The organism is Streptomyces sp. NBRC 110611, assembly GCF_001590865.1.
Taxonomy (GTDB): Bacteria; Actinomycetota; Actinomycetes; order Streptomycetales; family Streptomycetaceae; genus Streptomyces.
The window spans coordinates 20,098-43,406 of the sequence record NZ_BBUY01000003.1 but is presented as its reverse complement, the minus strand read 5'-3'; the positions used below and the strand labels follow the sequence as shown (position 1 = coordinate 43,406).

The 23,309-nt window shown below is 69.6% G+C and carries 18 protein-coding genes, 1 tRNA gene, 1 pseudogene and 1 riboswitch; of the genes and pseudogenes, 16 read left to right on the top strand and 4 right to left on the bottom strand.

Annotated elements, in window-relative coordinates:
- Positions 1–49: 49 nt before the first annotated feature.
- Entirely contained in the window at positions 50–400 is a 351-nt protein-coding gene (locus AZE13_RS08325) for a metallopeptidase family protein (protein ID WP_181690285.1), read from the top strand.
- 215 nt (positions 401–615) lie between these two features.
- Here the strand turns inward: AZE13_RS08325 and AZE13_RS37890 are convergent, their stop codons facing one another.
- On the bottom strand, positions 616–738 hold the full coding sequence (locus tag AZE13_RS37890; RefSeq protein WP_258527655.1) for a hypothetical protein: 123 nt from the start codon (positions 736–738) through the stop codon (positions 616–618).
- On the opposite strand from AZE13_RS37890, the gene AZE13_RS08320 reads away from it, so the two are divergent.
- The 3 genes from AZE13_RS08320 (at position 737) to AZE13_RS08310 (ending at position 4,352) form a co-directional block, all read left to right on the top strand.
- Positions 737–1,303: a hypothetical protein gene (locus AZE13_RS08320; protein WP_066928629.1), complete on the top strand. Its 567-nt coding sequence runs from the start codon at positions 737–739 to the stop codon at positions 1,301–1,303. The genes AZE13_RS37890 and AZE13_RS08320 overlap by 2 nt on opposite strands.
- Positions 1,304–1,654: 351 nt before the next feature.
- Positions 1,655–3,994, top strand: coding sequence for a DEAD/DEAH box helicase (locus AZE13_RS08315; protein WP_066928627.1), 2,340 nt, complete (start codon positions 1,655–1,657; stop codon positions 3,992–3,994).
- 285 nt (positions 3,995–4,279) lie between these two features.
- Positions 4,280–4,352: transfer RNA gene (locus AZE13_RS08310), tRNA-Lys, on the top strand.
- 180 nt (positions 4,353–4,532) lie between these two features.
- Here AZE13_RS08310 and AZE13_RS39225 read toward each other — a convergent pair.
- Positions 4,533–4,604, bottom strand: a pseudogene (locus AZE13_RS39225) (integrase); the annotation flags it as partial.
- Between the two features lie 535 nt (positions 4,605–5,139).
- Here AZE13_RS39225 and AZE13_RS08300 point away from each other — a divergent pair.
- The 12 genes from AZE13_RS08300 (at position 5,140) to AZE13_RS08250 (ending at position 21,000) form a co-directional block, all read left to right on the top strand.
- Positions 5,140–5,622, top strand: coding sequence for a GNAT family N-acetyltransferase (locus AZE13_RS08300; RefSeq protein WP_079123880.1), 483 nt, complete (start codon positions 5,140–5,142; stop codon positions 5,620–5,622).
- A gap of 104 nt (positions 5,623–5,726) precedes the next feature.
- Positions 5,727–6,239: a GNAT family N-acetyltransferase gene (locus AZE13_RS08295; RefSeq protein WP_066928623.1), complete on the top strand. Its 513-nt coding sequence runs from the start codon at positions 5,727–5,729 to the stop codon at positions 6,237–6,239.
- A gap of 442 nt (positions 6,240–6,681) precedes the next feature.
- The gene (locus tag AZE13_RS08290; protein WP_258527654.1) at positions 6,682–8,226 is read left to right on the top strand and encodes an AbfB domain-containing protein; all 1,545 of its coding nucleotides are present in this window, start codon (positions 6,682–6,684) and stop codon (positions 8,224–8,226) included.
- Between the two features lie 480 nt (positions 8,227–8,706).
- Complete coding sequence (locus AZE13_RS08285; RefSeq protein ID WP_066928619.1) at positions 8,707–9,270, top strand: RICIN domain-containing protein; 564 nt, start codon at positions 8,707–8,709, stop codon at positions 9,268–9,270.
- A gap of 96 nt (positions 9,271–9,366) precedes the next feature.
- The gene (locus tag AZE13_RS08280; protein WP_066928616.1) at positions 9,367–9,927 is read left to right on the top strand and encodes an RICIN domain-containing protein; all 561 of its coding nucleotides are present in this window, start codon (positions 9,367–9,369) and stop codon (positions 9,925–9,927) included.
- Between the two features lie 257 nt (positions 9,928–10,184).
- Positions 10,185–11,324, top strand: a complete 1,140-nt coding sequence (locus AZE13_RS08275; protein ID WP_258527653.1) for a hypothetical protein — start codon at positions 10,185–10,187, stop codon at positions 11,322–11,324.
- Positions 11,325–11,601: 277 nt separating this feature from the next.
- Entirely contained in the window at positions 11,602–15,945 is a 4,344-nt protein-coding gene (locus AZE13_RS08270; RefSeq protein WP_107288283.1) for a polymorphic toxin-type HINT domain-containing protein, read from the top strand.
- Positions 15,946–15,984: 39 nt separating this feature from the next.
- Complete coding sequence (locus AZE13_RS08265) at positions 15,985–16,422, top strand: hypothetical protein (RefSeq protein WP_066928612.1); 438 nt, start codon at positions 15,985–15,987, stop codon at positions 16,420–16,422.
- Between the two features lie 92 nt (positions 16,423–16,514).
- The gene (locus tag AZE13_RS37485) at positions 16,515–16,799 is read left to right on the top strand and encodes a hypothetical protein (RefSeq protein ID WP_220127567.1); all 285 of its coding nucleotides are present in this window, start codon (positions 16,515–16,517) and stop codon (positions 16,797–16,799) included.
- Positions 16,800–16,809: 10 nt separating this feature from the next.
- Entirely contained in the window at positions 16,810–18,048 is a 1,239-nt protein-coding gene (locus AZE13_RS08260) for a PP2C family protein-serine/threonine phosphatase (RefSeq protein WP_258527652.1), read from the top strand.
- Positions 18,049–18,453: 405 nt separating this feature from the next.
- Positions 18,454–18,597, top strand: a riboswitch (cyclic di-AMP (ydaO/yuaA leader).
- 11 nt (positions 18,598–18,608) lie between these two features.
- Entirely contained in the window at positions 18,609–19,931 is a 1,323-nt protein-coding gene (locus AZE13_RS08255) for a M23 family metallopeptidase (RefSeq protein WP_398780122.1), read from the top strand.
- A gap of 127 nt (positions 19,932–20,058) precedes the next feature.
- Entirely contained in the window at positions 20,059–21,000 is a 942-nt protein-coding gene (locus tag AZE13_RS08250) for an aldo/keto reductase (RefSeq protein WP_066928610.1), read from the top strand.
- Positions 21,001–21,142: 142 nt separating this feature from the next.
- Here the strand turns inward: AZE13_RS08250 and AZE13_RS08245 are convergent, their stop codons facing one another.
- Positions 21,143–21,445: a hypothetical protein gene (locus AZE13_RS08245; protein ID WP_066929472.1), complete on the bottom strand. Its 303-nt coding sequence runs from the start codon at positions 21,443–21,445 to the stop codon at positions 21,143–21,145.
- Between the two features lie 193 nt (positions 21,446–21,638).
- Positions 21,639–23,141 carry a PrsW family intramembrane metalloprotease gene (locus AZE13_RS08240; RefSeq protein ID WP_258527651.1) on the bottom strand — a complete coding sequence of 501 codons (1,503 nt, stop codon included), beginning with the start codon at positions 23,139–23,141 and terminating at the stop codon, positions 21,639–21,641.
- Positions 23,142–23,309: the final 168 nt, after the last annotated feature.

Here is a 23,309-nt window from a genome sequence, read left to right as displayed (position 1 = left end):
CGGCTCCGTTGACGGAGAGCCGGCGGCTGCCTTGGCGGAGAATGGTGTGGTGCTGGAAATGACGCGCGAGGAGTTCGAGGAACTGGTCGCCGAGGCGCTGGACCGGATCCCGCCGGAGCTGGCCCGGCTGATGGACAACGTGGCGGTGTTCGTGGAGGACGAGCCTCCGGCCGCCGACCCCGAGCTGCTCGGGTTGTACGAGGGGACACCGCTGACCGACCGGGGGGAGTGGTACGCCGGTGTACTGCCGGACCGGATCACCATCTACCGGGGGCCGACGCTGCGGATGTGCGAGACCCGCGAAGACGTGGTCGCGGAGACGGAAGTGACCGTCGTTCATGAAGTGGCGCATCACTTCGGGATCGATGACGAGCGGTTGCACGCACTGGGCTATGGGTGAACCCTGCCGGGTACCAGCCGGGTATCGGTTCGCGGCTGGGCGCAGGTGCCGGTGGCGTCCGTGGCCGGGCGCAGGTGTCCGTGGGGCCCGCGGTGCGGGATCGGCCCGGCGGTGCGCGTGTCCTCGGGCGGGGAGCGGGAGTTGGGCAGGGAGTCCGTGCCGCCGTCCCTGCGCTCCGGATCCGGAGGTCCCGCCGTGCGCCCGAGCCCCTGCCGTCACACATCCCCGAAACCGCCCAGTGCCGCTGCCCCCGCCCCCGCCCCTGCCCGGGGCCGCGCCGCCTCGTCGCCGTCACCGCCGGGGAGGGGCGCGCTCACCCGGGCCGCCGTCGCCGCCATGACCGTCTCCGCGCTGGCCGCGTCCCTGGCCGGCTGCCTGAGCGTCAGCGAAGCGCCCCGGCCGAAGCCGTCCGGCAGTGCCACGCAGCAGGACGGCAAGGACGCCGAGCCCGGCCCTGGTGTGACCCCGGACGGCCGGGGCGACGGCCCGCGGCGGACGGTGCGCGACGCCGAGGCGCGGCCGGCCGGCGGCAGGAAGGCGGGCGAGCCGTCCTCGGCGGCGACGCGTACCCCGTCCGCGTCGCCCGGTACGCCGTCCCGTTCGGTGCAGCCTTCCGGCCCGGAGCCCGGCGCGAGCGGTGGCCATGGCGGCTCGGACGGCCACGACGAGCCGGACGGCCACAGCGGCAGCCCCGGGACGCCGGAACCCACACCGTCCCGCACTCACCGGCCGTCCACCCCGCCCGCCTCGCCCACCCCCGACGCGCCCAGTGCGGAGCCGACCCCGCCGCCGAGCAGCCCCGAACCGCCCCCGCCGAGCACCCACGCCTCCGGCCCGTCCCCCGCCTCGCCGATGTTCACCTACGGCGATCAAGACGATCCGGGCGACGAGTTCGGGGCGTGAGGGCGCCGCAGGGGTGTGCTGGGTTCGCGTACGGGTTCGCGTACGGGTTCGCGGACGGACCCGTAGGCGGTTCGTACGGACCCGTACGTGCGGCCCGTGCGGCCCGTGCGGCCCGTACGACACCCCTGCGATCAAGAGGGCGGCAGGCGGGGGCCCGGAAGGCCATTTGCCAGTCGGGGGGCTGAGTGAGTATGGTGGTAGATCGTTTGATCCCATTTGCCCGGCGCCATGAAGAAGCGCGCCGCGTGGCGCGTACTCTCCCTTGCCGTGGCCGGACCGCATTGAGGCGGTCGTTGTGAAACACACGGAGTTTGGGCGCGTGCCGAGACTCCGGAAGGTTTCGCATTTCGCATGTCCATTTCCACTGAGCAGTCCGTCGTGCCCGCACTCGACCCGCAGGTCGAGCAGCCGGCCGCCGAGGTGACCGACGCCGACGTCAACGCCGCTGACGTCAACGCCGTCGCCGTCGAGACCGAGGCCGCCGCCAAGACCGAGGCCGACGACCCCGCCGTCGACACGGGTGCCTCCGAGGCCGAGGCCGAGGCCGAGGCGCCCACCATCACCTTCGCCGACCTGGGACTGCCCGAGGGCGTCGTCCGCAAGCTGGCGCAGAACGGCGTCACCACCCCCTTCCCGATCCAGGCCGCGACCATCCCGGACGCGCTGGCCGGCAAGGACATCCTCGGCCGCGGCCGCACCGGCTCCGGCAAGACCCTCTCCTTCGGTCTGCCGACCCTGGCCCGGCTGGCCGGCGGTCACACCGAGAAGAAGAAGCCGCGCGCCGTCCTGCTCACCCCGACCCGTGAGCTGGCGATGCAGGTCGCGGACTCCCTCCAGCCCTACGGCGACGTCCTCGGCCTGAAGATGAAGGTCGTCTGCGGCGGTACGTCCATGGGGAACCAGATCTACGCCCTTGAGCGTGGCGTCGACATCCTGGTCGCCACCCCGGGCCGGCTGCGCGACATCATCAACCGCGGTGCCTGCTCCCTGGAGGCCGTCGAGGTCGCCGTCCTCGACGAGGCCGACCAGATGTCCGACCTGGGCTTCCTGCCCGAGGTCACCGAGCTGCTCGACCAGGTGCCCGAGGGCGGTCAGCGGATGCTGTTCTCCGCCACGATGGAGAACGAGATCTCCACCCTGGTCAAGCGCTACCTGACCAACCCGGTCAGCCACGAGGTCGACAGCGCCCAGGGCAACGTCACGACCATGACCCACCACGTCCTCGTCGTGAAGCCGAAGGACAAGGCGCCGGTCACCGCCGCCATCGCCGCCCGTAAGGGCCGCACCATCATCTTCGTCCGCACCCAGCTGGGCGCCGACCGGATCGCCGAGCAGCTCGTCGACGCCGGTGTGAAGGCCGACGCCCTGCACGGCGGTATGACCCAGGGCGCGCGTACCCGCGTCCTCGCCGACTTCAAGGACGGCTACGTCAACGCGCTGGTCGCCACCGACGTCGCCGCCCGCGGTATCCACGTCGACGGCATCGACCTGGTCCTGAACGTCGACCCGGCCGGTGACCACAAGGACTACCTGCACCGCAGCGGCCGTACCGCCCGCGCCGGCCGGTCCGGCACCGTCGTCTCCCTCTCCCTGCCGCACCAGCGCCGTCAGATCTTCCGTCTGATGGAGGACGCCGGCGTGGACGCCTCGCGGCACATCGTCAGCGGCTCCGGCGCCTTCGACGAGGAGCTGGCCCGGATCACCGGCGCCCGCTCGCTCACCGAGGTCCAGGCCGAGTCCGTCAACAACTCCGCCAAGCAGGCCGAGCGCGAGGTGAACCAGCTCACCCGTGAGCTGGAGCGCCTCCAGCGCCGCGCCACCGAGCTGCGCGAGGAGGCGGACCGGCTGACCGCCAGGGCCGCCCGCGAGCGTGGCGAGGACCCGGCCACGGTGCTCGCCGCGGCCGCCGAGCAGGCCGAGTCCGAGGCCGCCGCCGAGGCTGCTGCCGAGGCCGCGGTGCCGGCCCAGGCCACGTCCGCCGACCGTCGCCCCCGCCGCGACGACCGCCGTGACGACCGGGGCAACTTCGAGCGCCGTGACCGTCGTGACGACCGTCGTGACGATCGTGGTGGCTTCCGCCGTGACGACCGCGGTGACCGTGGTGGTTTCGGCCGCGACCGTCGCGATGACCGTGCCGGTGGCCGTTCCTTCGACCGTGACCGCCGCGACGACCGTGGTGGCTTCCGCCGTGACGACCGTGGCGACCGCGGTGGCTTCGGCCGCGACGAGCGTCGTGATGACCGTGGTGGTTTCGGCCGCGACCGTCGTGACGACCGTGCCGGTGGCCGTTCCTTCGACCGTGACCGTCGTGACGATCGTGGTGGCTTCCGCCGTGACGACCGCGGTGACCGTGCCGGTGGCCGTTCCTTCGACCGTGACCGCCGCGACGACCGCCGTGACGACCGCGGTGGCTTCCGCCGCGACGAGCGTCGTGATGACCGTGGTGGCTTCGGCCGCGACCGTGGCGACCGTCCGAGCCGCCCGTTCGGCCGTGACGACCGCGCCGGCGGCCGCTCCTCCGGCGGCTACCGCTCCAGCGGTGGCGACCGCCCCTTCAACCGCGACGACCGCTCCGGCGGCCGCCCGTCCTCCGGCCACCGCCCGTACGGGCGCCGTGACGACCACCGCGGCGCCCCGGCCGGTTCCTACGGCCGCCGCGACGACAAGCCGCGCTGGAAGCGCAACGGCTGACCGTCGACGCCGGTCCACCGGCCGCGGCCGACAGACCGACACCGCCGGACTGACCCCGGCAGTGCCCCAGGGCCCGTACGCACTCAAGTGCCGTACGGGCCCTGCGCGTTGAGTCCCACCCGGCACTTACCCCGCACCCACCCCGCACCCGCTCCCGCGCCGTCCGATGACGCCCGTCCGGCGGGGCCGGTGGCACCCGTCCGACCGGTCCATGACACCATTCCGACTGGCCGACCCCCCATGCCTTCGGGCTGCGGCCGGTCCTCGGGCTATGCTGCTCGGTGCGGGCCATTAGCTCAATTGGCAGAGCAGTGGACTTTTAATCCATTGGTTCAGGGTTCGAGCCCCTGATGGCCCACCGGTTCAGCCCCTCCATTGGGGCGCTGACCTGTAAGAACGCGCCCCGGCCGCTTACCCTGGCCGGGGCGCTTCCTCTTGATCGGCCGATTGCGTGAGCGATGCGTGAGCGCGCTAGACGGCCGGGTTCCGAGGGACGGGCTTCGCGGCGGCTTCCGCGGCCTCCTCGGCCGGCTCGGGGTGACGCCGTGACAAGCCGCTCGAACAGGTCGGTGGCCTTGCCGGGATGGAGCCACGAGCCGTCCTCATTGGTGACACCCACTCGCTGACCAGCGGCTTCAGCCGCTCGTACTCGGCGTCTGCGTCCTCGACGCGGAACTCGATGATGACGGACCGGTTATCGGCAGCGGTCCCGAACTCCAGCGTCTCCTTCGCCTGGATCGCGAGCGCGCCAGACGGCAGGATCAGCTCAGCGAAAACAGGAGCGGGGCGCACCGCCTCGACACCCGTCACCTGAGGCCGTCCCCTTCGGTGAAGGTGCGGCGGTTGTGCGGGAGTCTGTTCCTCGCCGAAAACGCTTTGCTCGGGCTGAGGAGAGGTTGTTAGCGTCATGCCGGCGCGAGAGGCGCGTGACTACACGGGAGGACAGGGAGGTTGATGAATATGGCCGCTGTCGGCCTTCGTCGGCATGCCCTTGTCCGGCCCGCGCGGTAGCGAAGCGCGGTCCGGGTCGTTCCAACGACCAGGAGTGACACGTGTCTTCCTCTTCTTCTTCCTCCTCCTCTTCTTCTTCCGCTTCCATCTTTTCCTCTCCTTCCTCTGTTCCTTCCTCGTCTGGGCATGTCGATCTGATTACCGGGCGTCTTGTGCTTCGGCCCTGGAACACGTGTGAGGCTGCCGCGGTGCTCGGCGACACCAGGTCCGCGCACTGGGCGGACGACTTTCCCGCCGAAGGCGATCGCGTGATCGCGGGCCTTTTCGGCCAGCACCCCGCCTGGCTCGGCGCTTGCGGTCACCGTCTGATCATCGAGCGCGGGAGTGGTCAGGTGGTGGGTTCGATCGGCCTGTTCTGGCCACCCAACGAAGGCGCCCTGGAAATCGGATACGGCATCGTGGCTTCCCGCCGAGGCAGGGGCTATGCCCCCGAGGCCGCCCGGCGCCTGGCGGCGTTCGCCCTCACCGCGCCAGACGTCCACACGGTGTTCGCCAACGTGGAGCTGTCGAACCCCTCCTCGGTCCGCGTACTGGAGAAAGCGGGCTTCTCCCGAGGGGACGCCGAGGAAAATCTGGCCCGATTCGAGATCACGTCAGCGGACCGCCGCCAACGGTGACGGCCTGGGGCATGCGCATCTCGGTTTATCGCTGCGCATTGCTGATTGTTGCCGCTCATTGCTGTTCGTCACTGGCCATCGCTCTGAATGGATTCTCGTCGATCATGAGTATCACGTGGATCACACGCGCCGAGACCGGCGCCGACATCCCTGCCATCCGCGCGATCAACCTTGCTGCCTTCCCCACCGCAGAGGAAGCCGATCTCGTCGACGCCCTGCGCGCCGACCCGAGCGCATGGATCGACGGCCTGTCTCTCGTTGCCACAGACGAGAACGGCACCCCCGTCGGCCACGCGCTGCTGACTCGCTGCCACATCGGCGACACCCCGGCCCTCTGCCTGGGCCCGGTCGCCGTCCGGCCCGAGCAGCAGGGGCGTGGCATCGGCTCCGCCGCGGTCCTGGCTGCCCTGACGGCGGCCAGAAACGCCGGCGAGCGCTACGTCGTCGTCCTGGGGCACCCGACCTACTACCCCCGGTTCGGCTTCACCCGCGCCTCCGACCACGGCATCGGTCTGACCATCGACGTCCCGGACGAGGCCCTGATGGCTCTCGCCCTGGACGCCGGCCACCCCCTGCCCAACGGAACCGTCCGCTACGCCCCACCGTTCGGCATCTGATCCGTTGGCCCCTCGGCCTGTTGGCCCCGTTGGCCCCGTTGGCCCCGTTGGTCCGTTGGCCCATGGGCCGGCCTCTGCCCCCTCGGCGACCGTGGTCGCATCCGTACCACTCAGCCGAGGGGGTGGGGATGGTCTGACGTGCCTACGTATGCCGGTGTATCTCTGCATATGTCTGCGTATGCCTACGTGTCCGGGTGCCTGCGCCTTGTCACGGGTACGGCACTGAACGCTAACGAAGCGGTTAAAAGGTGATCTGACGGTAGGTCAAATCGATCTAGTCCGGTTTGACTCTTATTCAGCGAATATCAAGACTTGGCGGTTCTCCGCCTCGTCCACATATGGGTGGCCCGTACGGGGGCTAGAGGGGTTCTTGAGGACAGCAATGCACAAGGGCAGCAGCACCAGTTCCGCTCGGACGCGGACGTTCATCACCCGTGGGATCGTGACCGCCACCGCTCTGGCCGCCGTGGGCGGGATAGCCGCGCCGGCGACGACCGCTGTCGCCGCGCCTGCGGGCGAGGTGAGCACGGCCGCGGGGATCGGTACCAGTGAGGAGCAGCGGGTTACCGCGGCGTCGGTGGTCGGCCTCGACGTGACCAACAACCCTGAGGTGCTCCTGCTCAGCGACCGCGACTTCATCTTCGCCCTGTGGGAGAAGGCGAATGGCGCAGGCGCGGACCAGGAAGCCGTGCGCCAGGCCGCCGAGGAGGTCATGTCTCCTGACGCGACCGCTGAGGACCACATCCGGTTCATCACCACCGGCATCCGCGAGGCGAACGAACTCGACCAGCAGCGGAAGCAGGACCGCGCCGCCATTGAGCGTGAGGCGCGTGAGGCCAAGGCGCGGGTGCTGATCGCGCTGGGCATCCCCAGCAGTCCGGAGCTGCTGGGTCTGAGCGATGACAATTTCATTCGTCAGGTGATGAAGCACGCCGCCGCCGGGCCGGAGGTCAGGGCCGCGGCCGCGCGCGCGTTGGCGGAGGATGACGCGGCCGTCTGGCAGGAGTTCATCGGCAACGGGGCCCGTGAGGCGCACAAGCGCGACCGGGAGAACGAGCTGAAGGAGCTCGAGGAGAAGGACCGCCAGGAGGCGCAGCGTCGTAAGGAGCAGTCGGCGCGGGAGAACACCGCCGCGCTGTTCGGGATCACGCCGTCGGAGGCCATGATGCGGCTGAGCGACGACAACTTCATCCGTGAGCTGATCCGTCTGACGCCGGCCGGGGCGCAGGGCACGGAGCTGTTCGCGGCGGCGCAGAAGGCGTTGAACAGCTCTGCGACGGCGGACTGGAGTGCGTTCCTGCACACCGGTGCCGAGCAGGCCTTCAAGCGTGACGACGACAACCGCCGCAAGAAGATCGCCCAGGCCAACCGCGAGCTGGCCACGCGCATCCAGGCCGCCGCGCAGAAGACCGGGGTGCGTCCGCACCTGGTCGCGGCGGCGAAGAAGGCGCTGGCCGGGAGTGACGCGGATGTCGCCGCCTTCCTTCGGGAGGACAGCCTCTACCGGGCCAAGCGCCAGTCGCTGGCGCCCAGCAGCGCCAAGCTGTCGGGCTGGTACGTCCGTCAGTCCAGCGTGGACGGCGGCGAGGCCTTCCTCGCCCCCGTCGACGCCAAGGGCAAGCAGAGCGACCGCGAGGACGCCACCTGGGTCGTCGTCGACGGGCTCGCCGCCCAGCCCGGCTGCTACTCATTCAAGTCCCCCACCAAGGCCGGCCACTACCTGACCCTCAACGGTCTCAAGGTCAAGATGGCCGCCGACGACGGCAGCGCCAAGTTCCGCAAGGACGCCACCTGGTGCGCCCGCAAGGCCCTGACCGGCTCGGGAACGTCGTTCGAGTCGGCCGGCAACAAGGGCCGCTACCTGCGGCACTTCTGGGGCGACCTCTACGCCGCGAAGAAGGACGACAAGAGCGGCCACCGCTTCGACCGCTCCAAGGACTTCGCCCAGGACGCCACCTGGAAGATCTCCACTCCGCTCGCACGCTGACCAACTACTGCCTGGTCAACCGTCTGATCACACGTCTGATCAGCCTTCGATTGACTGCCTGATCGGCTGCCTGATCGGGTGCCTCACCGGATGCCTCATCGGTTGGTGGGTGATCTGCCTGGACGGCCGACTGTCATCCGCCTGGTCGGCCGTCCGAGCGCCGGCGCGATCGACTGTCCGCGCGATCGACTGCCTACGCGATCGGCTGTCTGCGTTCGATCGGTGCCTGACCAGCCGGTGATCGGTGTCTGAGCGGCCTCCGGTCGGCGGTTGGCCGACGCTGACTGGAGGTTGACGGCCGACTTCTGACCGGCGTTTGACGCGGCCGGTCGTCCGATCGCCTGCCTGATCACCCTCCGCTGAGCTCGTCCACGTCTGAGTTTGTCCACGTCTGAGTTGTCCACGTCCGAGCTCGCCACATCTGAGCTCGTCCACGTCCGAGCTCGTCCAAGTCTCTGACCGAGAAGAACGGAATCCACGATGTCCCGGCCCATCCGAGCCGCCCTGGCCATCGCCGCCAGTGTCACCGCGCTGGTCGGCGCCACCGCGACCGGCACCGCCACCGCCCACGCCGACCAGGCCACGCTCCGCGCGGCCGCCGCCCCTCAGTTCATGAAGCTGCAGCTCGCCAAGAGCGATAAGTGCCTCACCATCGCCAAGGGAAGCTTCCGCAACGGCGCCAACGCCGAGCAGCAGACCTGCGCCGACGGCCTGGACAACCAGGTCTTCGAGATGGTTCCCACCGGCTCGGCGACCTTCGAGCTGCGGGCCAAGCACAGCGGCAAGTGCCTCGAAGTGTCGGGCGGCAGCAAGGAGATCCGCGCCAACGTCCAGCAGTGGTGGTGCACCGAGACCCCCCACACGCGCTGGAAGGTCGTCCTGGTCGACACCGCCAAGGAGCTGTACCAGCTGAGCCCCACCCACGCCCTGGACCGCTGCCTGGACATCAGCGGTGGCAGCGTGAAGGACGGTGCGAACGCGAACCAGTGGTACTGCAACGGCAGCGACGCCCAGCGCTGGCGGCTTCTGCCCGTCCAGCCCTGATATTCCCAGGCACGCACCCCTCCCCGCCCCCTCCCGCCCCTCCCGCGTCCAGAGCTCCTGGGCGCCAACGATTCTGTGAAGGAAGCGAATTCCACGATGGCACGGATCATCCGAGCCGCGCTGGCCATGGCCGGTAGCGTCGCCGCGCTGGCCGGCGGCATGACCACCGCACACGCGGCAGATACCGCACCTCTCTCCGCCGCCCCCGCCGCGGAGACGGTCGTGCAGCTGCAGGTGGCAGGCAGCGGCAAATGCCTGGACATCCCCGGGGCCAGTAAGGCCGATGGCAAGCGGGCGCAGCAGTACACCTGCAATGGGACCAACGCCCAGCAGTGGCGCACAGTTCCCGTCGACAAGTCCGCCTTCGAGCTGCGCTCCGTCGCCAGCGGCAAGTGCCTTGAGGTGAGGCGGGAGAGCACCGAGGTCCGTGCCGAGGTCGGTCAGTGGGGGTGCAAGGGCCTCAAGCACCAGCGCTGGCAGTTCGTCCTGGTCGACCCCGTCGAGAAGCTCTTCCAGCTGCGTCCGACCCACGTCAAGGACCGTTGCCTGGACATCCCCGGAGGGAAGAAGGACAACGGCGTGCTGGCGCAGCAGTGGTACTGCAACCAGACGCCGGCCCAGCTGTGGCGGATCACGCCCGTCTCGCCGGCCAAGTGATCGTCGGCCACGTGACTAGTAGTCAAGTGACCGGTGGCCAAGTGACCGAGCGGGGCGTGCCGTGTGAGGTCGGCGGATAGGTGCCGCGGAGGGACAGTGCCGTGCTGACGGCACTGTCCCTCTTTGCCCTCGCCCTTCATTGTCCTCACGGGAAATTCTTGGCCCTTTTGGTCATTTGCCATTCGTCTCCATCTCTTTCTTCCGCATTCCGACGGATGTGTTGGGTGCCATGTTGATTCTTTTCTGAGGGGGTTTGTGTGAAGCGTCAGTGGTGGGTTGCGCAGGCGTTGACGGTCGGTGTGCTGGCCGGGGCGGGTACCGTCGCCGGAACGGTCCCGGCGTGGGCGGAGGCGGCCGGTCCGGTCGCCGTCCTGCCCTCTGCCCCGTCCGCGACGTCCGCGACGTCCGTCCCGGACCAGCCGTCCGGTGAGGTCTCGCTGATGAGGACCACAGCGGCGGACAGCGCGCGCAAGGAGGTCCGTCGGCTGGCGACCGGGCATCCGGCCGTCGAAGTACGCGTCTCGGCGTGGAACGTACTGCGCAATTCCCGTGGGGACGAGGCCATCGCGGAGTGGCTCGCCCCTGGTGGGGGTTACGACTACGCGCGGGAGCGGGCGCGTGCTGCCCGGTCCCGGAACAAGGCCTTCTGTGAGCGGGTCATCCGTACGCACCCCAAGGAGTTCTCGCCGCAGGTGCGGGCCGCGGCCGAGCGTGCGCTGAAGGGAACGGCCGCTGATCAGGCGGCGTTCGTCAAGACGGGGTACGCCGAGGCCCAGCGGCGGGACCGGGCCGCGCGCGAGGCCGACGAGCAGCGTCAGCAGGAAGTCTCCGCCAAGGAGCGGGAGTTCGTGCGGCAGTTGGCGGAGCGCGATCCGGGTGAGCAGGTGCGGGTGGCGGCGCAGCGGGCGCTGCGGGCCGGAGCCACGGACGCGGACGTCGCGGAGTTCTACGGCTATGGATGGGTGTCCGGTGCCACGCTGGACCTGGAGGCCTACCGGGGCCGGATCGCGGACGCCGAAACGGTCCGCCACCACACCTTGTCGCGCCTGATCGGGCAGGCCGCGGCGGCCGAGGCGGCGGTCAAGAACGCGGCTGATGCGGCGAAGGCCAGGGCCGAGGCCGAACGGGCCTGGCAGGCGGTGGCCGAGCACGCCGATGCCGCGCGGAAGGCGTGGCTGGCCGAGCAGGCCGCGGCGGCGGCGCAGTCGGAGAACTGGCGGTCCATCGCCGAGGCCGCCAAGGGCTCGGCGGACGGGATCTGGAAGAACATCGCCGACCCGGCCGAGACGAACCGTGACACCTGGGCCAAGGAGCAGGCGGACGCGGCCGAGACGGCCGGCTTCTGGCAGAACATATTCGACCAGGCCCGCGACGGCGAGCAGCGCGTCAAGGGCTGACCTTCCTCGTCCGGTCTGTACGGCTGTCGGTGCGTCTGCCGGTCCGGCTGCCTCTCCGGTTGGTACGCCGGCCGGCCAGGCAGACCGGACGGCGGCTTTCGCTCCTGCCGTTCCCTTCTTCTCTTCTTCCCTTCTTCTCTTCGTTCTTTTCTCATTCGGCCCTGTCCTGTGCTGGTGCGTGGCGGCGGGGGTCTTTTCTCTTCTCTTCGTTTCTCTTCAAGGGGGTTTCCCGGTGATAGGTAGGTTCCGGCTTCGGGCCGGACGGTCGCGGGCCGGTGTGGCCGGCGCGGCGAGATCGGTGGTCTCGGCGGGGGTGGTGTTGGCGTTGCTGGGTGGTACGGCCACCGAGGCGGCTGCCACGGTTGCCGGCGCTGCGCCGTCCGTCGCTGCTCAGGCAGGTTCGTATACGCAGGCGTTGTCGGCGTTGGACCGGTTGGCTGCGGCGTTGCCGAAGACGTCCGGTGCCGCGCCGGGTGCTGCTCCGCGTTCGGAGCTGGACCGGCTCAGTGCGGATCGTGACCGGCAACTGGTCGAGGATTTCGCGGAGTTCGACGAGGAGGAGGAAGTCCGCGAGGCCGCGAAGAAGGCGCTGGAGAGCAGCGATCCGAATGCGGTCCGGGAGTTCTTGGAGCGCGGTGAGGCCGAGGCCCGCCAACGTGCCAAGGACAAGAAGAACAACGTCGATGTCGAGAACCGCAAGAAGATCGAGGCGCTGCGCGGCTCCGGCGGGCCGCACTTCAATGCCGAGGTCGAACGCGTCCTGGGGCCGAAGGCCACGGCGAAGGACCGTGCGGACTTCCTCGCGTTCGGTGCGGAGATCGCCCGGGCCCGCGATGAGAAGGACGAGCAGACCGCCAAGGAGCGTGCGGCCGAGCTGCGCAAGCGCGTGGAGCTGCTGGCTTCTGCGGGCGGGCCGGAGGTGAAGAAGGCCGCGCAGGCGGCGCTGGATGCCGGGACCGAGGCGGCGATCGAGGAGTTCCTGGAGAAGGGCTACCAGGAGGCTGCGCAGAAGGACGCCGACAATCAGGCCGCGCATGAGAAGGCCCTGAAGGAGGCCCAGGAGGCGGCGGAGAAGCTGCGGGATCTGGCGCAGAAGGCTGCTCGTGCGGCTGAGGCGCGTTCCCGGCTGATCGGCTACCACGGGGATGCGGTCAAGGCGCTGAAGGAGGCGGCCAATGCGATGACGTCGGCGGCTTCGGCGGCGCGTGAGGCCGACCGGATGCTGTCGGCCGACCGGGCCGGCAAGCACCTGTCCGACTACGCCGCGGTGAAGGCCGAGGTCGCCCGGCAGGTGGGTTATGCCCAGGATGCGGCCAAGCGGGCCCAGGTCGCCGCGGCTCAGGCGAAGGTGCAGGCCGATGTGCTGGTGGAGACCGGTCTGACGCATGGTGCGCAGTGGTCGGAGGTCGCCTCCGGCATGGCCGCCGCAGCCCAGGCGGCAGTTGCCGCGGGCCAGACCGCGCAGCACGCGGTGGACGCCACGGCTGCGGACGCTGCGGCGCTGAACTCGAAGAACGAGGCGCAGGCGCACGAGCAGCAGGCGAAGAAGTGGCGTGCCAACGCCGAGCAGCAGGCGAAGGCCGCCGCGCAGATGGCCGCGGCCGCGGAGAAGCAGGCAAAGGTCGCGGCGGATGCCGCTGCCCGGGCCAAGAAGGCTCGCCTCGATGCGGAGCAGGCGGAGCGGGAGGCGTGGGAGCACGCGAAGAAGACCCGTCAGGCTCGTTTGGAGGCCGAGCGGCAGGCGAAGATCGCCGCTGAGCAGCGTGCCATCGCCGAACGGGAGCGGGATCTGGCTGCTCAGGCCCGGGCTCGTGCCGAGCGGGAGCGGGACGCCGCCGCGGCGGCCCGGGCCCGCGCCGAGGCCGAAGCCCGCACCGCCTCCGCCCTGCGCGCACAAGCCCAGTCCGCCGCCGCAGCCGCCGCCTCCGCACGCGCCAGCGCCGCGGAGAAGGAGGGCGTCGCCGCCAAGGCCGACGAGCGCGCCCGCAGCGAGGAGAACAACGCCCGCGAGGCGCGGAACAAGGCGTTTGCGGCTGAGCAGAACCACCAGGCCAAGGAGGCGCGGGCGAAGGCCACTGAGGCGATGGCGGCCGCGGGCAAGGGCACCGCTGCTGCCGGTGAGGCCCGTGCTGCGGCCGAGGGGGCGCGGGCGGACGCCAATGCCGCCGGTGCGGCGGCCGGTCAGGCCCGCAGTGCCGCCGACGGCGCGAGCGGTGCCGCCGTACGCGCCCGTGCCGCGGCCACCGAGGCTGCCGGTCATGCTGCCCGGGCACGGGCCGCGGCCGCCGAGGCGACCGCGCACGCCGCTCGCGCCAACGCCGCAGCCAACAAGGCCGAGGCTGCCGCGGCCAGGGCGAATGCCGCGGCGAACAAGGCCGAGGCCGAGGCCGCCGCCACCCACGCCGCGGCCCAGCGCGCCAATGCCAAGGCCGCCGAAGCCACCGCGCAGCAGGCCCGGGCCGGCATCGCCGCGCACGAGTCGGCCCGCCTGGCCGGACTGGCCGCCATGCACGCCAACAACGCGCTGCAGGCGGCCAAGCGGACCAAGGACGAAGCCGACGGCGCCGTCCGCGAAGCCGCCATGGCCCGACTCCAGTCCACCATCGCCGTCCAGGCCTCCGGCGCGGCCCGCACCACCGCGGCGGGTATCGCCGATCCTGCCAACACCGCCATCGACCTGACCGCCCCCTTCACCGGAGCGGACGTCGACGCCGACTTCACCACCGAAGTCGCCAAGGCCGCCCAGGAGATCGGCCAGGAGCAGGTCGCCTCGGCCGAGGCCAAGGCCGCCGAAGCACTCAAGGCCGCCCAGGCCGCCGAGGCAGCGGCCCAACGCGCCAACGCCCAGGTCGCCCCGGCGTTCAAGGCCGCCGCCGACGCGGCCAAGTCTTCGGCCAACGCCGCCCGCTCGGCCGCGGCGGCGATGAAGTCCGCCGCCGAAGCCGCAGCCGACGGCGCCAAGGCCCGCGCCGCCGCAGCCTCCGCCAACAAGGCCGACGCCCAGGCCCAGGCCGACGCCAAACAAGCCCGCCAGGCCGCCAACCAGGCCTACGCCGACGCAGCAGCAGCACGCAAGGCGGCCAACGCGGCCGAGGCCGAAGCAGCCCGCGCCCGCGGCGCCGCCGCCGAAGCCCAGCAGCACGCCAACGCCGCCAACAGCGCCGCCACCCGCGCCGAACACGAAGCCACCGTCGCCCAAAGCGCCGCAGCCCAAGCCGAAAAGGACGCCGCCGACGCCAACAACCTCGCCACCTCCGCCGAAAAGCACGCCAAGTCGGCAGAAGAAGCAGCCAAGAACGCCAACAAATACGCCCACGAAGCCGACGAAGCAGCCAAGAAGGCCGAGGAATATCAGCGGGAACAAGAACGCAAGGCCCGCGAAGCAGCAGCCAAGGAAGCAGGAAGCAAGGGTCTCCTCCCCGAACTGAACGACGAGGAAAAGGCGGCACTCGAGAAATTCGGGATCTCTCCGGAAGAATACGAGAACTTCCGCAAGATCGCCGCCATGGACTTCAAGGACTTTCTCCTTGAAAATGGTGGAGAGATTCTCGTAAAGCTTCTCTTTGAAGATATTGAGAAGTGCTTCACGGAAGGCAACATCGAAAGCTGCTTCTGGGCAGCTATCGGCGCCCTCCCGTGGGGTAAGGCCTTGACTATTATCAAGGAACTTCCGGCGATAACCAAGGCCATCACAAGGATCGTTGGTGGAGTCAACAAATTCCTTGAAGAATCGGCCAAGGCGAAGAAGTTCATCAAAAAGGCTGAGGACGCTCTTGTAAACGTCCCCATCTGCAAAGTGAAGAGCAAGCCCAACAGCTTCACCCCCGAAACTCCGGTGCTGATGGGCGACGGTACTCGTAAACGGATCGGAGACATTCGAACCGGACAGGCGGTACTGGCCACCGACCCCAGTACCGGTAAGACCGCGGCGCGCACGGTCACCGACGTGATCATCGGCGACAAGGACGACCTCGTCGACCTGACCATCGACACCGACGGCGCGGCCGGGAACGCCACCGGCACACTCACGGCCACTTCAGGGCACCCGTTCTGGGCGGACAACCGGCATCGCTGGCTGGACGCTGTGGACCTCAAGGCCGGTGATCTTCTCCGTACTCCTCAGGGTGAGTCGAAGGAAGTCGTCGGCATCCATCCCTCGCCCGGCATCCGCACGGTCTACAACCTCAGCGTCGACGGCCTCCACACGTATTATGTGGTGGCAGGGGACGCTCCGGTCCTCGTCCACAATTCCAAGAATCCGTGCGGCGAGATCCCGGGCGATGGCCGTGACTTCGCCGACGCGCGCACCAAGGCGCGGGAGGCGGCAGGCCTGGGAGACGATGCGATTCCGTACAAGAGCGAGATCGGCCCGATGAAGGACAAGCTCTACGTTGGCATGCAGAGCCCTGACGGCCGGAGTGGCTGGCGAATCGACTTTGACCCGAAAGACCCGGAAAAGGCCCTTCACATCAACTGGTGGAAGAACTTTGACAGGTCGAAGAAGCGTGCCGAGATGGGCCCGGATTCCCAGCGCGGATATTTCACAATCCCCAAGCCTGGGGGTGGAATCGCCGACGAAGGGGACTACCGTGACATCATCAAGCATTTCCCCTGGAACTAGAGGTGCCGAACGCAATCATGGCTGACACGGAGGACGGCGATGTACGTTGAATCTGACCACCTCACCGATTGGATCAGTTCGGGGAGGGCTGTCAGGATGCCGGTTGAAGCGAGCAGGGAGTTCGATGAGTACCTGTGCACTCTCCCGTGGATCCCATCACGACTCGACTGGCGTGAGATTCCGTATTCCGTGTTCAGCTATGAGGATGCTGGATGGTCAGGGGATTTGGCCGTGGAGTGGGCACGCACACACCACTTCATGGACTCTGAGCATGCCTTCATCATGTACTCGGCAACCGAACCGGGAATCCTCTGCAGCAGCAGGGACGCATTCTTCGAGTTGGACTACCTGACCATGGGCAGGGTGCATCCGGCATACATCTGCGCAGCGAGTGCAGGCAATGATGGGCCGGTGCTCTCGTTCAACAGGTTCGCTGAGTGGGACGGGTTCGCTGTGCTGACTACCCCGTCGCCCTGAACTGTAGAAGCCGCAGATTAAAAATCTGCAGATGCCCCTGCCGGGCAATCCCGGCGGGGGCATCTGTCGTTGCGCGGCAAAGCGGGTCTGTTGTGACCATCAGCGAGAAGGGGCTCTGCTGCAAGTTCTTCGGAGTTGGTCTCGAACTCGTGACTGATGACGTGGAGGTCATATCCAGCAAGGAGCGCCGCTCAGCACCGTCAAGCGCTGTACGGTCCGTCCGCTCGCGCATGCCCCATCCGGACGCCGAGGATTCGCCGTACGCCCTTGTAACGGAAAGCCTTGGGACGGGCGTCGAGGCGGCCGACATGACGCGGTGCCCGTGCGCGGGGCCGGTACCGGACCGGTACCGGGGCTCGTACGGACGGGTGGAGTGAGAAGAGGCCGGTGCGGATGCGGCAGGGCGACAGGCCTTCTACGGGCGACGATTCCGGGGAGCCGTGGACCCGCCGTGCCCGGAAGCAGCCGAAGCAGCTGACGTGGCCGAAGCAGCCGAAGCAGCTGACGTGGCCGAAGCAGCTGACGTGGCCAAAGCAGCTGGAGCGGCTGCGGGGGCAGCGCCTGGTGCGCTGGCTGCCCGTCATTCTGCTCATCGGCGGTATCACCTTCGAGGAGGTGACACCGCTCACCTACACCGGCTCGCCCTTCTTCGCCGCCGCCCCGCTGGTCGCGGCGCCGCTCTTCTCGCTGGGCGCCACAGCCTTCACCGCACTTGCCGCCGTCGCCGGCGAGATCTGGGTGGCTGCCTACCGCAGCCCCGCCGCGAACATCAACGAGGCGGTGACGGAGGCCGCGACGGTGTTCGTCGTGTCCCTGCTGGCGCTCGGCATCAACCGCGCACTCCGGAAGACCGAGGCCCATCTGGCGTCCGTACGGGATGTCGCGGAGGCCGCCCAGCGGGCCGTACTGCCGGAGCCGCCGGAGCGGCTCGGCGGAGGGCTCACGGTCGCGGCCCGCTACGTGGGCGCGCGGGCGGACGCACGGATCGGCGGCGACCTCTACGCCGTGCAGGACACCCCGTACGGCGTACGGCTGCTCGTCGGCGATGTGCGCGGCAAGGGGCTGGAGGCGGTGGAGGCCGCGGTGGTCGTCGTCGGCGGCTTCCGGGAGGCGGCCGAGCGGGAGGCCACGCTGGAGGCGGTGGCGGGCCGGCTGGAGCGGGCGCTGCGGCGGGAGGCCGAGCGGCGTGCGGGGATCGAGCTGGTCGAGGGGTTCGCCACGGCTGTCCTGGCGGAGGTCCCGGCCGACGGGGAGCCCGTGCTGCGGGTCCTCAACCGCGGCCATCCGCCGCCGCTGATGCTCACCCCGGACGGCGGGCTGCGCGAGCTGGCCCCCTCGGCGCCGGCGCTGCCGTTGGGGATGGGCGAGGTGGCGAGCTGGCCGGACCGGGTGGACGAGACGTTCCTCCCGGCCGGTGCGCTGCTGCTCTTCTTCACGGACGGCGTCACCGAGGCCCGCGACTCCCACGGCCGCTTCTACGACCCGTCGGTACGGCTGCGCGGCCGCCACTTCACCGGGCCGGGCGGCCTCCTGGACGCCCTCATCGAGGACGTGGCACGGCATACGGGCGGGGAGCAGGCGGACGATATGGCGCTGCTGGCGGTGCAGCGGCCTATGGGGGCGTAACGCGCGCTGTCACTCCGGGTAATCGATGAATGCTCCTTGGCGTCATGGCGGCGCATGCGTCGCATAACAACTGACGCACAATCGCCGAAAGATCGTTTGGAGTCCCTTGGTCAACTTGCCAGGTTCGCGTGGGTATGCGTGGAAAAGTTCCACGTCAAACCTCGTGGAGAGTGGACAAGGATTCCCGGGGAGGCTTGGAAAATGGTCACGACTTCTATTACTGTCCGATAACGGAGCGCGGTCGTCCCAGCCGTCGAAAGAGGCGGCACCGTGCGCCGACGCCGAATCCCGTACGCACATTTCACGCACCTTCAGCACCCCGAACGGCATGACCGGTACGAACTACGCGAGCCGCCGGAACTGCATGAACCGCATGAATCGCACAAACTGCGTGAACTGCACGGACCGCACGGACCGCATGAACTGCGCAAGGGAACCGGGGAACCATCACCTTGGGGTGAATCGGACGCCTCAGCCAGAGGGTGCCCGTAGGAGACCTTCCTGCTCCGAACCCGTCAGCTAACCCGGTAGGCGAGAAGGAAGGAAAGGAGTCCGCCCCCGTGGCATCCAACAGGCCTGCCCCCGAGGCTCCGTCCGCATCCGCCTCCGCAGCCCCCGCTGCCCCGGCCTTCGCGCATGAACTCGATGCCCGAGGCGCTTTCGACGGACCTGCCTACGCGCACGCGCGCGGCGGTGCAGACATCGCAACGGGCCGCGACGCCAACAGCGCCGGGGACGCCAACAGCGTCGGTGACGGTGCCAGCATCGTCGTCGGTGACGGCGTCGGTGACGGCGTCGGTGACGGTGGCGGTGACGGTGGCGGCGACGGCCCGTGGGAGGAGTGGAACCCCACCGAGGAGTCCGTCCGCTCCGTCCGTGGCAAGCACCGGGTGGTCAAGCAGCGCACCGGCGGACTCGCCCGCGGCGGCACAGTCCTGGGCGTCGGCGTCATCGCGGCGGTCGGCGCGGGAGGCATGGCCACGGCGGAGGGCCGCCCGCCGCTCCCGATCTCGATACCCGACATCGGCGGGCTGGCCGACGAGATAGCCGACAGCCTGCCGGACGCCGAGTCCCTCCCCGGCGTCGGCGACCTCATATCCGATGCCGATGCCGATGCTGACGGTGACGAATCCACCTCCGGCGCCGCCCCCGGCTCCGAGGCCAACTCCCCTTCTCCCTCGGGCCCGCTCAGCCAGGCCACCGGTACGGGCTCCGGTACAGGCACCGGTACGGGCAGCGGTGCCGGCGAGGCCCTGCGCAGCCGCATCCTCCAGCAGGCCGACGCGCAGCAGAGCGCCGCCGAGACGGAAGCCCGTGAGGCGGCCGAGAACGCCGCCGTCAAGCAGGCCGCGAAGGAAGCGGTCGAAGCCCAGAAGGCGGCCGAGAGGGCCGCGGCCGCCAAGAAAGCCGCAGAACTGGAAGCCAAGCGCGAGGCCGAGGCGGAGGCCCACCGTAAGGCGGAGGCCGAACGCCTCGCCCGGCTGGCGAAGAGCTTCACCGTCCCCGTCTCCTCGTACACCCTGACCGCCGGCTTCGGCCAGGCCGGCGACCGCTGGGCCGCGGACCATACCGGGCAGGACTTCGCCGCGCCGACCGGCACGCCCGTCAAGGCGGTTCACTCCGGCACCATCACCCAGGCCGGCTGGGCCGGTGCGTACGGCTACCGCATCGTGCTCACCCTGGACGACGGCACCGAGCTCTGGTTCTGCCATCTGTCCTCGATGGTGAAGACCTCCGGCAAGGTCAATACGGGCGATGTCATCGGCCGCGTCGGCGCGACCGGCAATGTCACCGGCCCGCACCTCCACCTCGAGGTACGTCCCGGTGGCGGCGACCCGACAGACCCGATGGCGTGGCTGCGGGAGCACGGGATCGAAGCCTGAGGCAAGACGGAACCGAGGGAAGCGCAGGAAGCCAGGGAAGCGCAGGAAGCCAGGGAAACGCAGGAAACGAGGGAAACGAGGGAAACGAGGGGGAATAACCCCCCTCCCCCCGAGCGCTTCCCTCCACATGACTGCGAAACTCAAAACTGTTGGTTCGCTCTCCGTCTCCCCGCTCTCCCTCGGGGGCAACGTCTTCGGCTGGACTGCCGACGAAGCCGAGTCCTTCGCCGTGCTCGACGCGTACACGACCGCCGGCGGGAACTTCATCGACACCGCCGACGTGTACTCCGCCTGGGTCCCCGGCAACAAGGGCGGTGAATCCGAGACTGTCATCGGCAACTGGCTGGCGTCCCGGGGCAATCGCTCCGACGTCGTCATCGCCACCAAGGTCGGCGCACACCCCGACTTCACGGGCCTGACCGCCGCCACGATCAAGACCGCGGTCGACCAGTCCCTCACCCGCCTCCGCACGGACTACATCGACCTCTACTACACCCACTACGACGACGAATCACTGGAGGTCGGGGAGTTCCTCACCGCCCTCGACGACCTCGTCAAGGCCGGCAAGGTCCGCGAGATCGGTGCGTCCAACATCTCCGCGGCCCGCCTGGCGGAATCCCTTACCTTCTCCGCTCGCGAGGGCCTGGCCCGATACGTCGCCCTGCAGCCCCACTACAACCTGGTCTCCCGCGACACCTACGAGGGTGAACTGGCCGACGTGGCCGCCCGCGAGAGCGTCGCCGCGATGCCCTATTACGCCCTCGCCTCCGGCTTCCTCACGGGCAAGTACCGCCCTGGCGCCGCGACCGACAGCGCCCGCTCCGAGAAGGCCGCAGAGTATCTGGCCACCGATCGCGGCCTCCGCGTCCTGGAGGCCCTCGACACCGTCGCCGCCGCCCATGGTGCCGAACTCGCCACCGTGGCCCTCGCCTGGCTCGCCGCGCAGCCGACGGTCGCCGCCCCCATCGCCAGTGCCCGTACGGTCTCCCAGCTCCCGCCCCTCCTGGCCGCCGCGGACCTCTCCCTCACCCAGGCCGAACTCACCCTCCTGAACGACGCATCGGCCTGACCGGCCTGCCTCGCCCCGCCTCGCACAGAGGGGGCGTCCCCACGCAGCGGGCCCCTGCCCCCTCTGCGCGGGGATGCCCGTGGCCGGCCGAGAACTGTGCCGTCGGCACCTCACCCCGACTCACCCCTGACTTACCCCCGACTCACCCCCGACGGTCCACCACCGCCCACGACGCCAGCGCCATCCCACCCGCCACCGCGAACACCGAAGGCCAGGCCCCGATCTTCTTGGCCAGCACATGCGACCCCACAAACGCCGCCACATAGGCGCCACTCAACGCCACCGCAGCCTTCGGCCCGGCCTTCTCCTGCCACTCCTTGGCCGCCACAACCCCAGCCGCCACCAGCGCCACTCCCCCCAACGGCCTCTTCTCCGTCCACCGAGCGACGCCATAACCACCCACGAGCCCACTCGCCGCCACCACTGCCGCCGGAATACGCGCCATCGCCATAACCTTCCACGTCAGAGCCAACTTCCCTGAGCCTACGCCGGGCTCGCAGCGGATCGGGTGGCCCCAGGGAGTAAAGAGAAAGCAGCACGCAGGGCTCTGCTTGTGTGGCTCGGGGCGGTGTCTTCGGCACGCGGGGCTACGAGGCGCACCGGCTACGAGGTGTCTGCGTTCCAGCTTTTCAATGCCGTCACGCTTGACCCGGTGGCGGGCGGTGAGTTGCTTGTTCCGTAGGGCGGGGTGGGGGCGGCGTGGTGTGGCTTCGGCTGCGCTGACTGCGTGGGTTCCCCCGAGTGGGTTTCTTTGAGAGGGGTGCGCCGGAGGTGTCGTGCTCGTTCTCTTCCTGGTGCACCTGGTCTTCCTGGTGCACCTGGTTCGCCCAGCGCTCGTCCTGCCGGGCCGCAGTCTCCAGTGCATCCGTAAGTGCCCGTTGCCCCCAAGGCTGGTAGTGGCGTAGGTGCTGGAGTAGGTGGTGTTCCTGGGTGGTGAAGTCTGGGGTGGGGCCGGTGAGGTGGGCGCGGCGGCGGTGGAAGGAGAGGGCGGTGGCGAGGGCGGTGTATTCGGTGACGGCGCGGGCGGCGGCGGGGCCGTGGGTGCGGTGGGCGATGTCGCGGGCCAGGGCGCGGGTCTTGAGGGAGGAGAGGGCGGTGGGTTCGGCGGGGACGAGCCAGCCGGCGGCGATGTAGGGGGTGAGGTAGTGGCGGAGGGAGCGGAGTTCCTGGTTGCGGGCCCAGACGGCGAGGGCGGTCAGGACGAGGAGGAGCGGGACCATGAAGAGGCCGTAGATGAGGAGGAAGTCGGGGGTGTCGAGGGTGGCGGAGGCGTTCCAGACGGCGTGGAGGAGGACCGAGGTCGCCAGGCCCAGGGCGGTCACGGCCGTGCGGGCGGTGCGGCGGCGGGGGTAGCGGGTGGCGGCGATGCCGAACGCGAGGCCGGTGGGGATGGTGAAGAGGGGGTGGGCGAAGGGGGAGACGATGATCCGGATGAAGAAGGTGCCGGCGGTGAGGGAGTCCAGGCCCGAGTGGCCCAGGGACTGGTCCTCGCCGAAGGCGTTGCCCAGGTAGAGGATGTTCTCGGTGAAAGCGAAGCCGGTGGCGGTGATGCCGGCGATGACGATGCCGTCCGTGATGCCGTCGAAGTCGCGTCGGCGGAAGCGGTAGAGGAAGAGGACGGCGGCGGCCTTGCCCGTCTCCTCGACGAACGGGGCGATGACGGCGGCGCCCCAGGCCTCGGCCTCGGAGGGCGAGGTGGAGGCGATGTTGGCGGCCAGCCAGTCGGTGGCGAAGCCGTTGGCCAGCAGGGCGACCAGGGTGGCGGCGCAGGCGCCCCAGGTGAAGGCGAAGGCGAGGTTGCGCCAGGGCTCGGGCTCCAGGCGGTCGAGCCAGCAGAAGGCTGCGATGAGGAGCGGTACGGGGAAGACGGCCAGGCCGAGGCCTACCAGGAAGCCTTCGGTGCCGGTCTCGCGGCGGACCAGCGCGATGATCAGGACACCGGAGAGGGCCAGGAGGGATATCAGGGCCGTCGCGCGGACGGTTCTGCTCTGCCAGGGGGGTCTGCGGCGGTGGTGGTGTGGGGGTGCGGTGGGGGCGTGCGCGGCGCAGGGGGCGTATGCGGGGGGTGTGTACGGGGGTGGGGGTGGAGGTGGCGGCGGCAGTGCGCAGGGGTGTGGGGGCGGCTGGGGGGACGGGGACACCTGTCGACCCTAACGAGGAGCTTTGCGGCGTAACGAGGGGCCGTTGCTGGTGGATACCTGCTGCGGCTGCTGATGATCGGCTGGCGACTGACCGATTGCCAGCTACCGGCTGCGGCTACCGATGGCTGGCTGGCGACTGACCGATTACTGGCTACCGGCTGTGGTTGC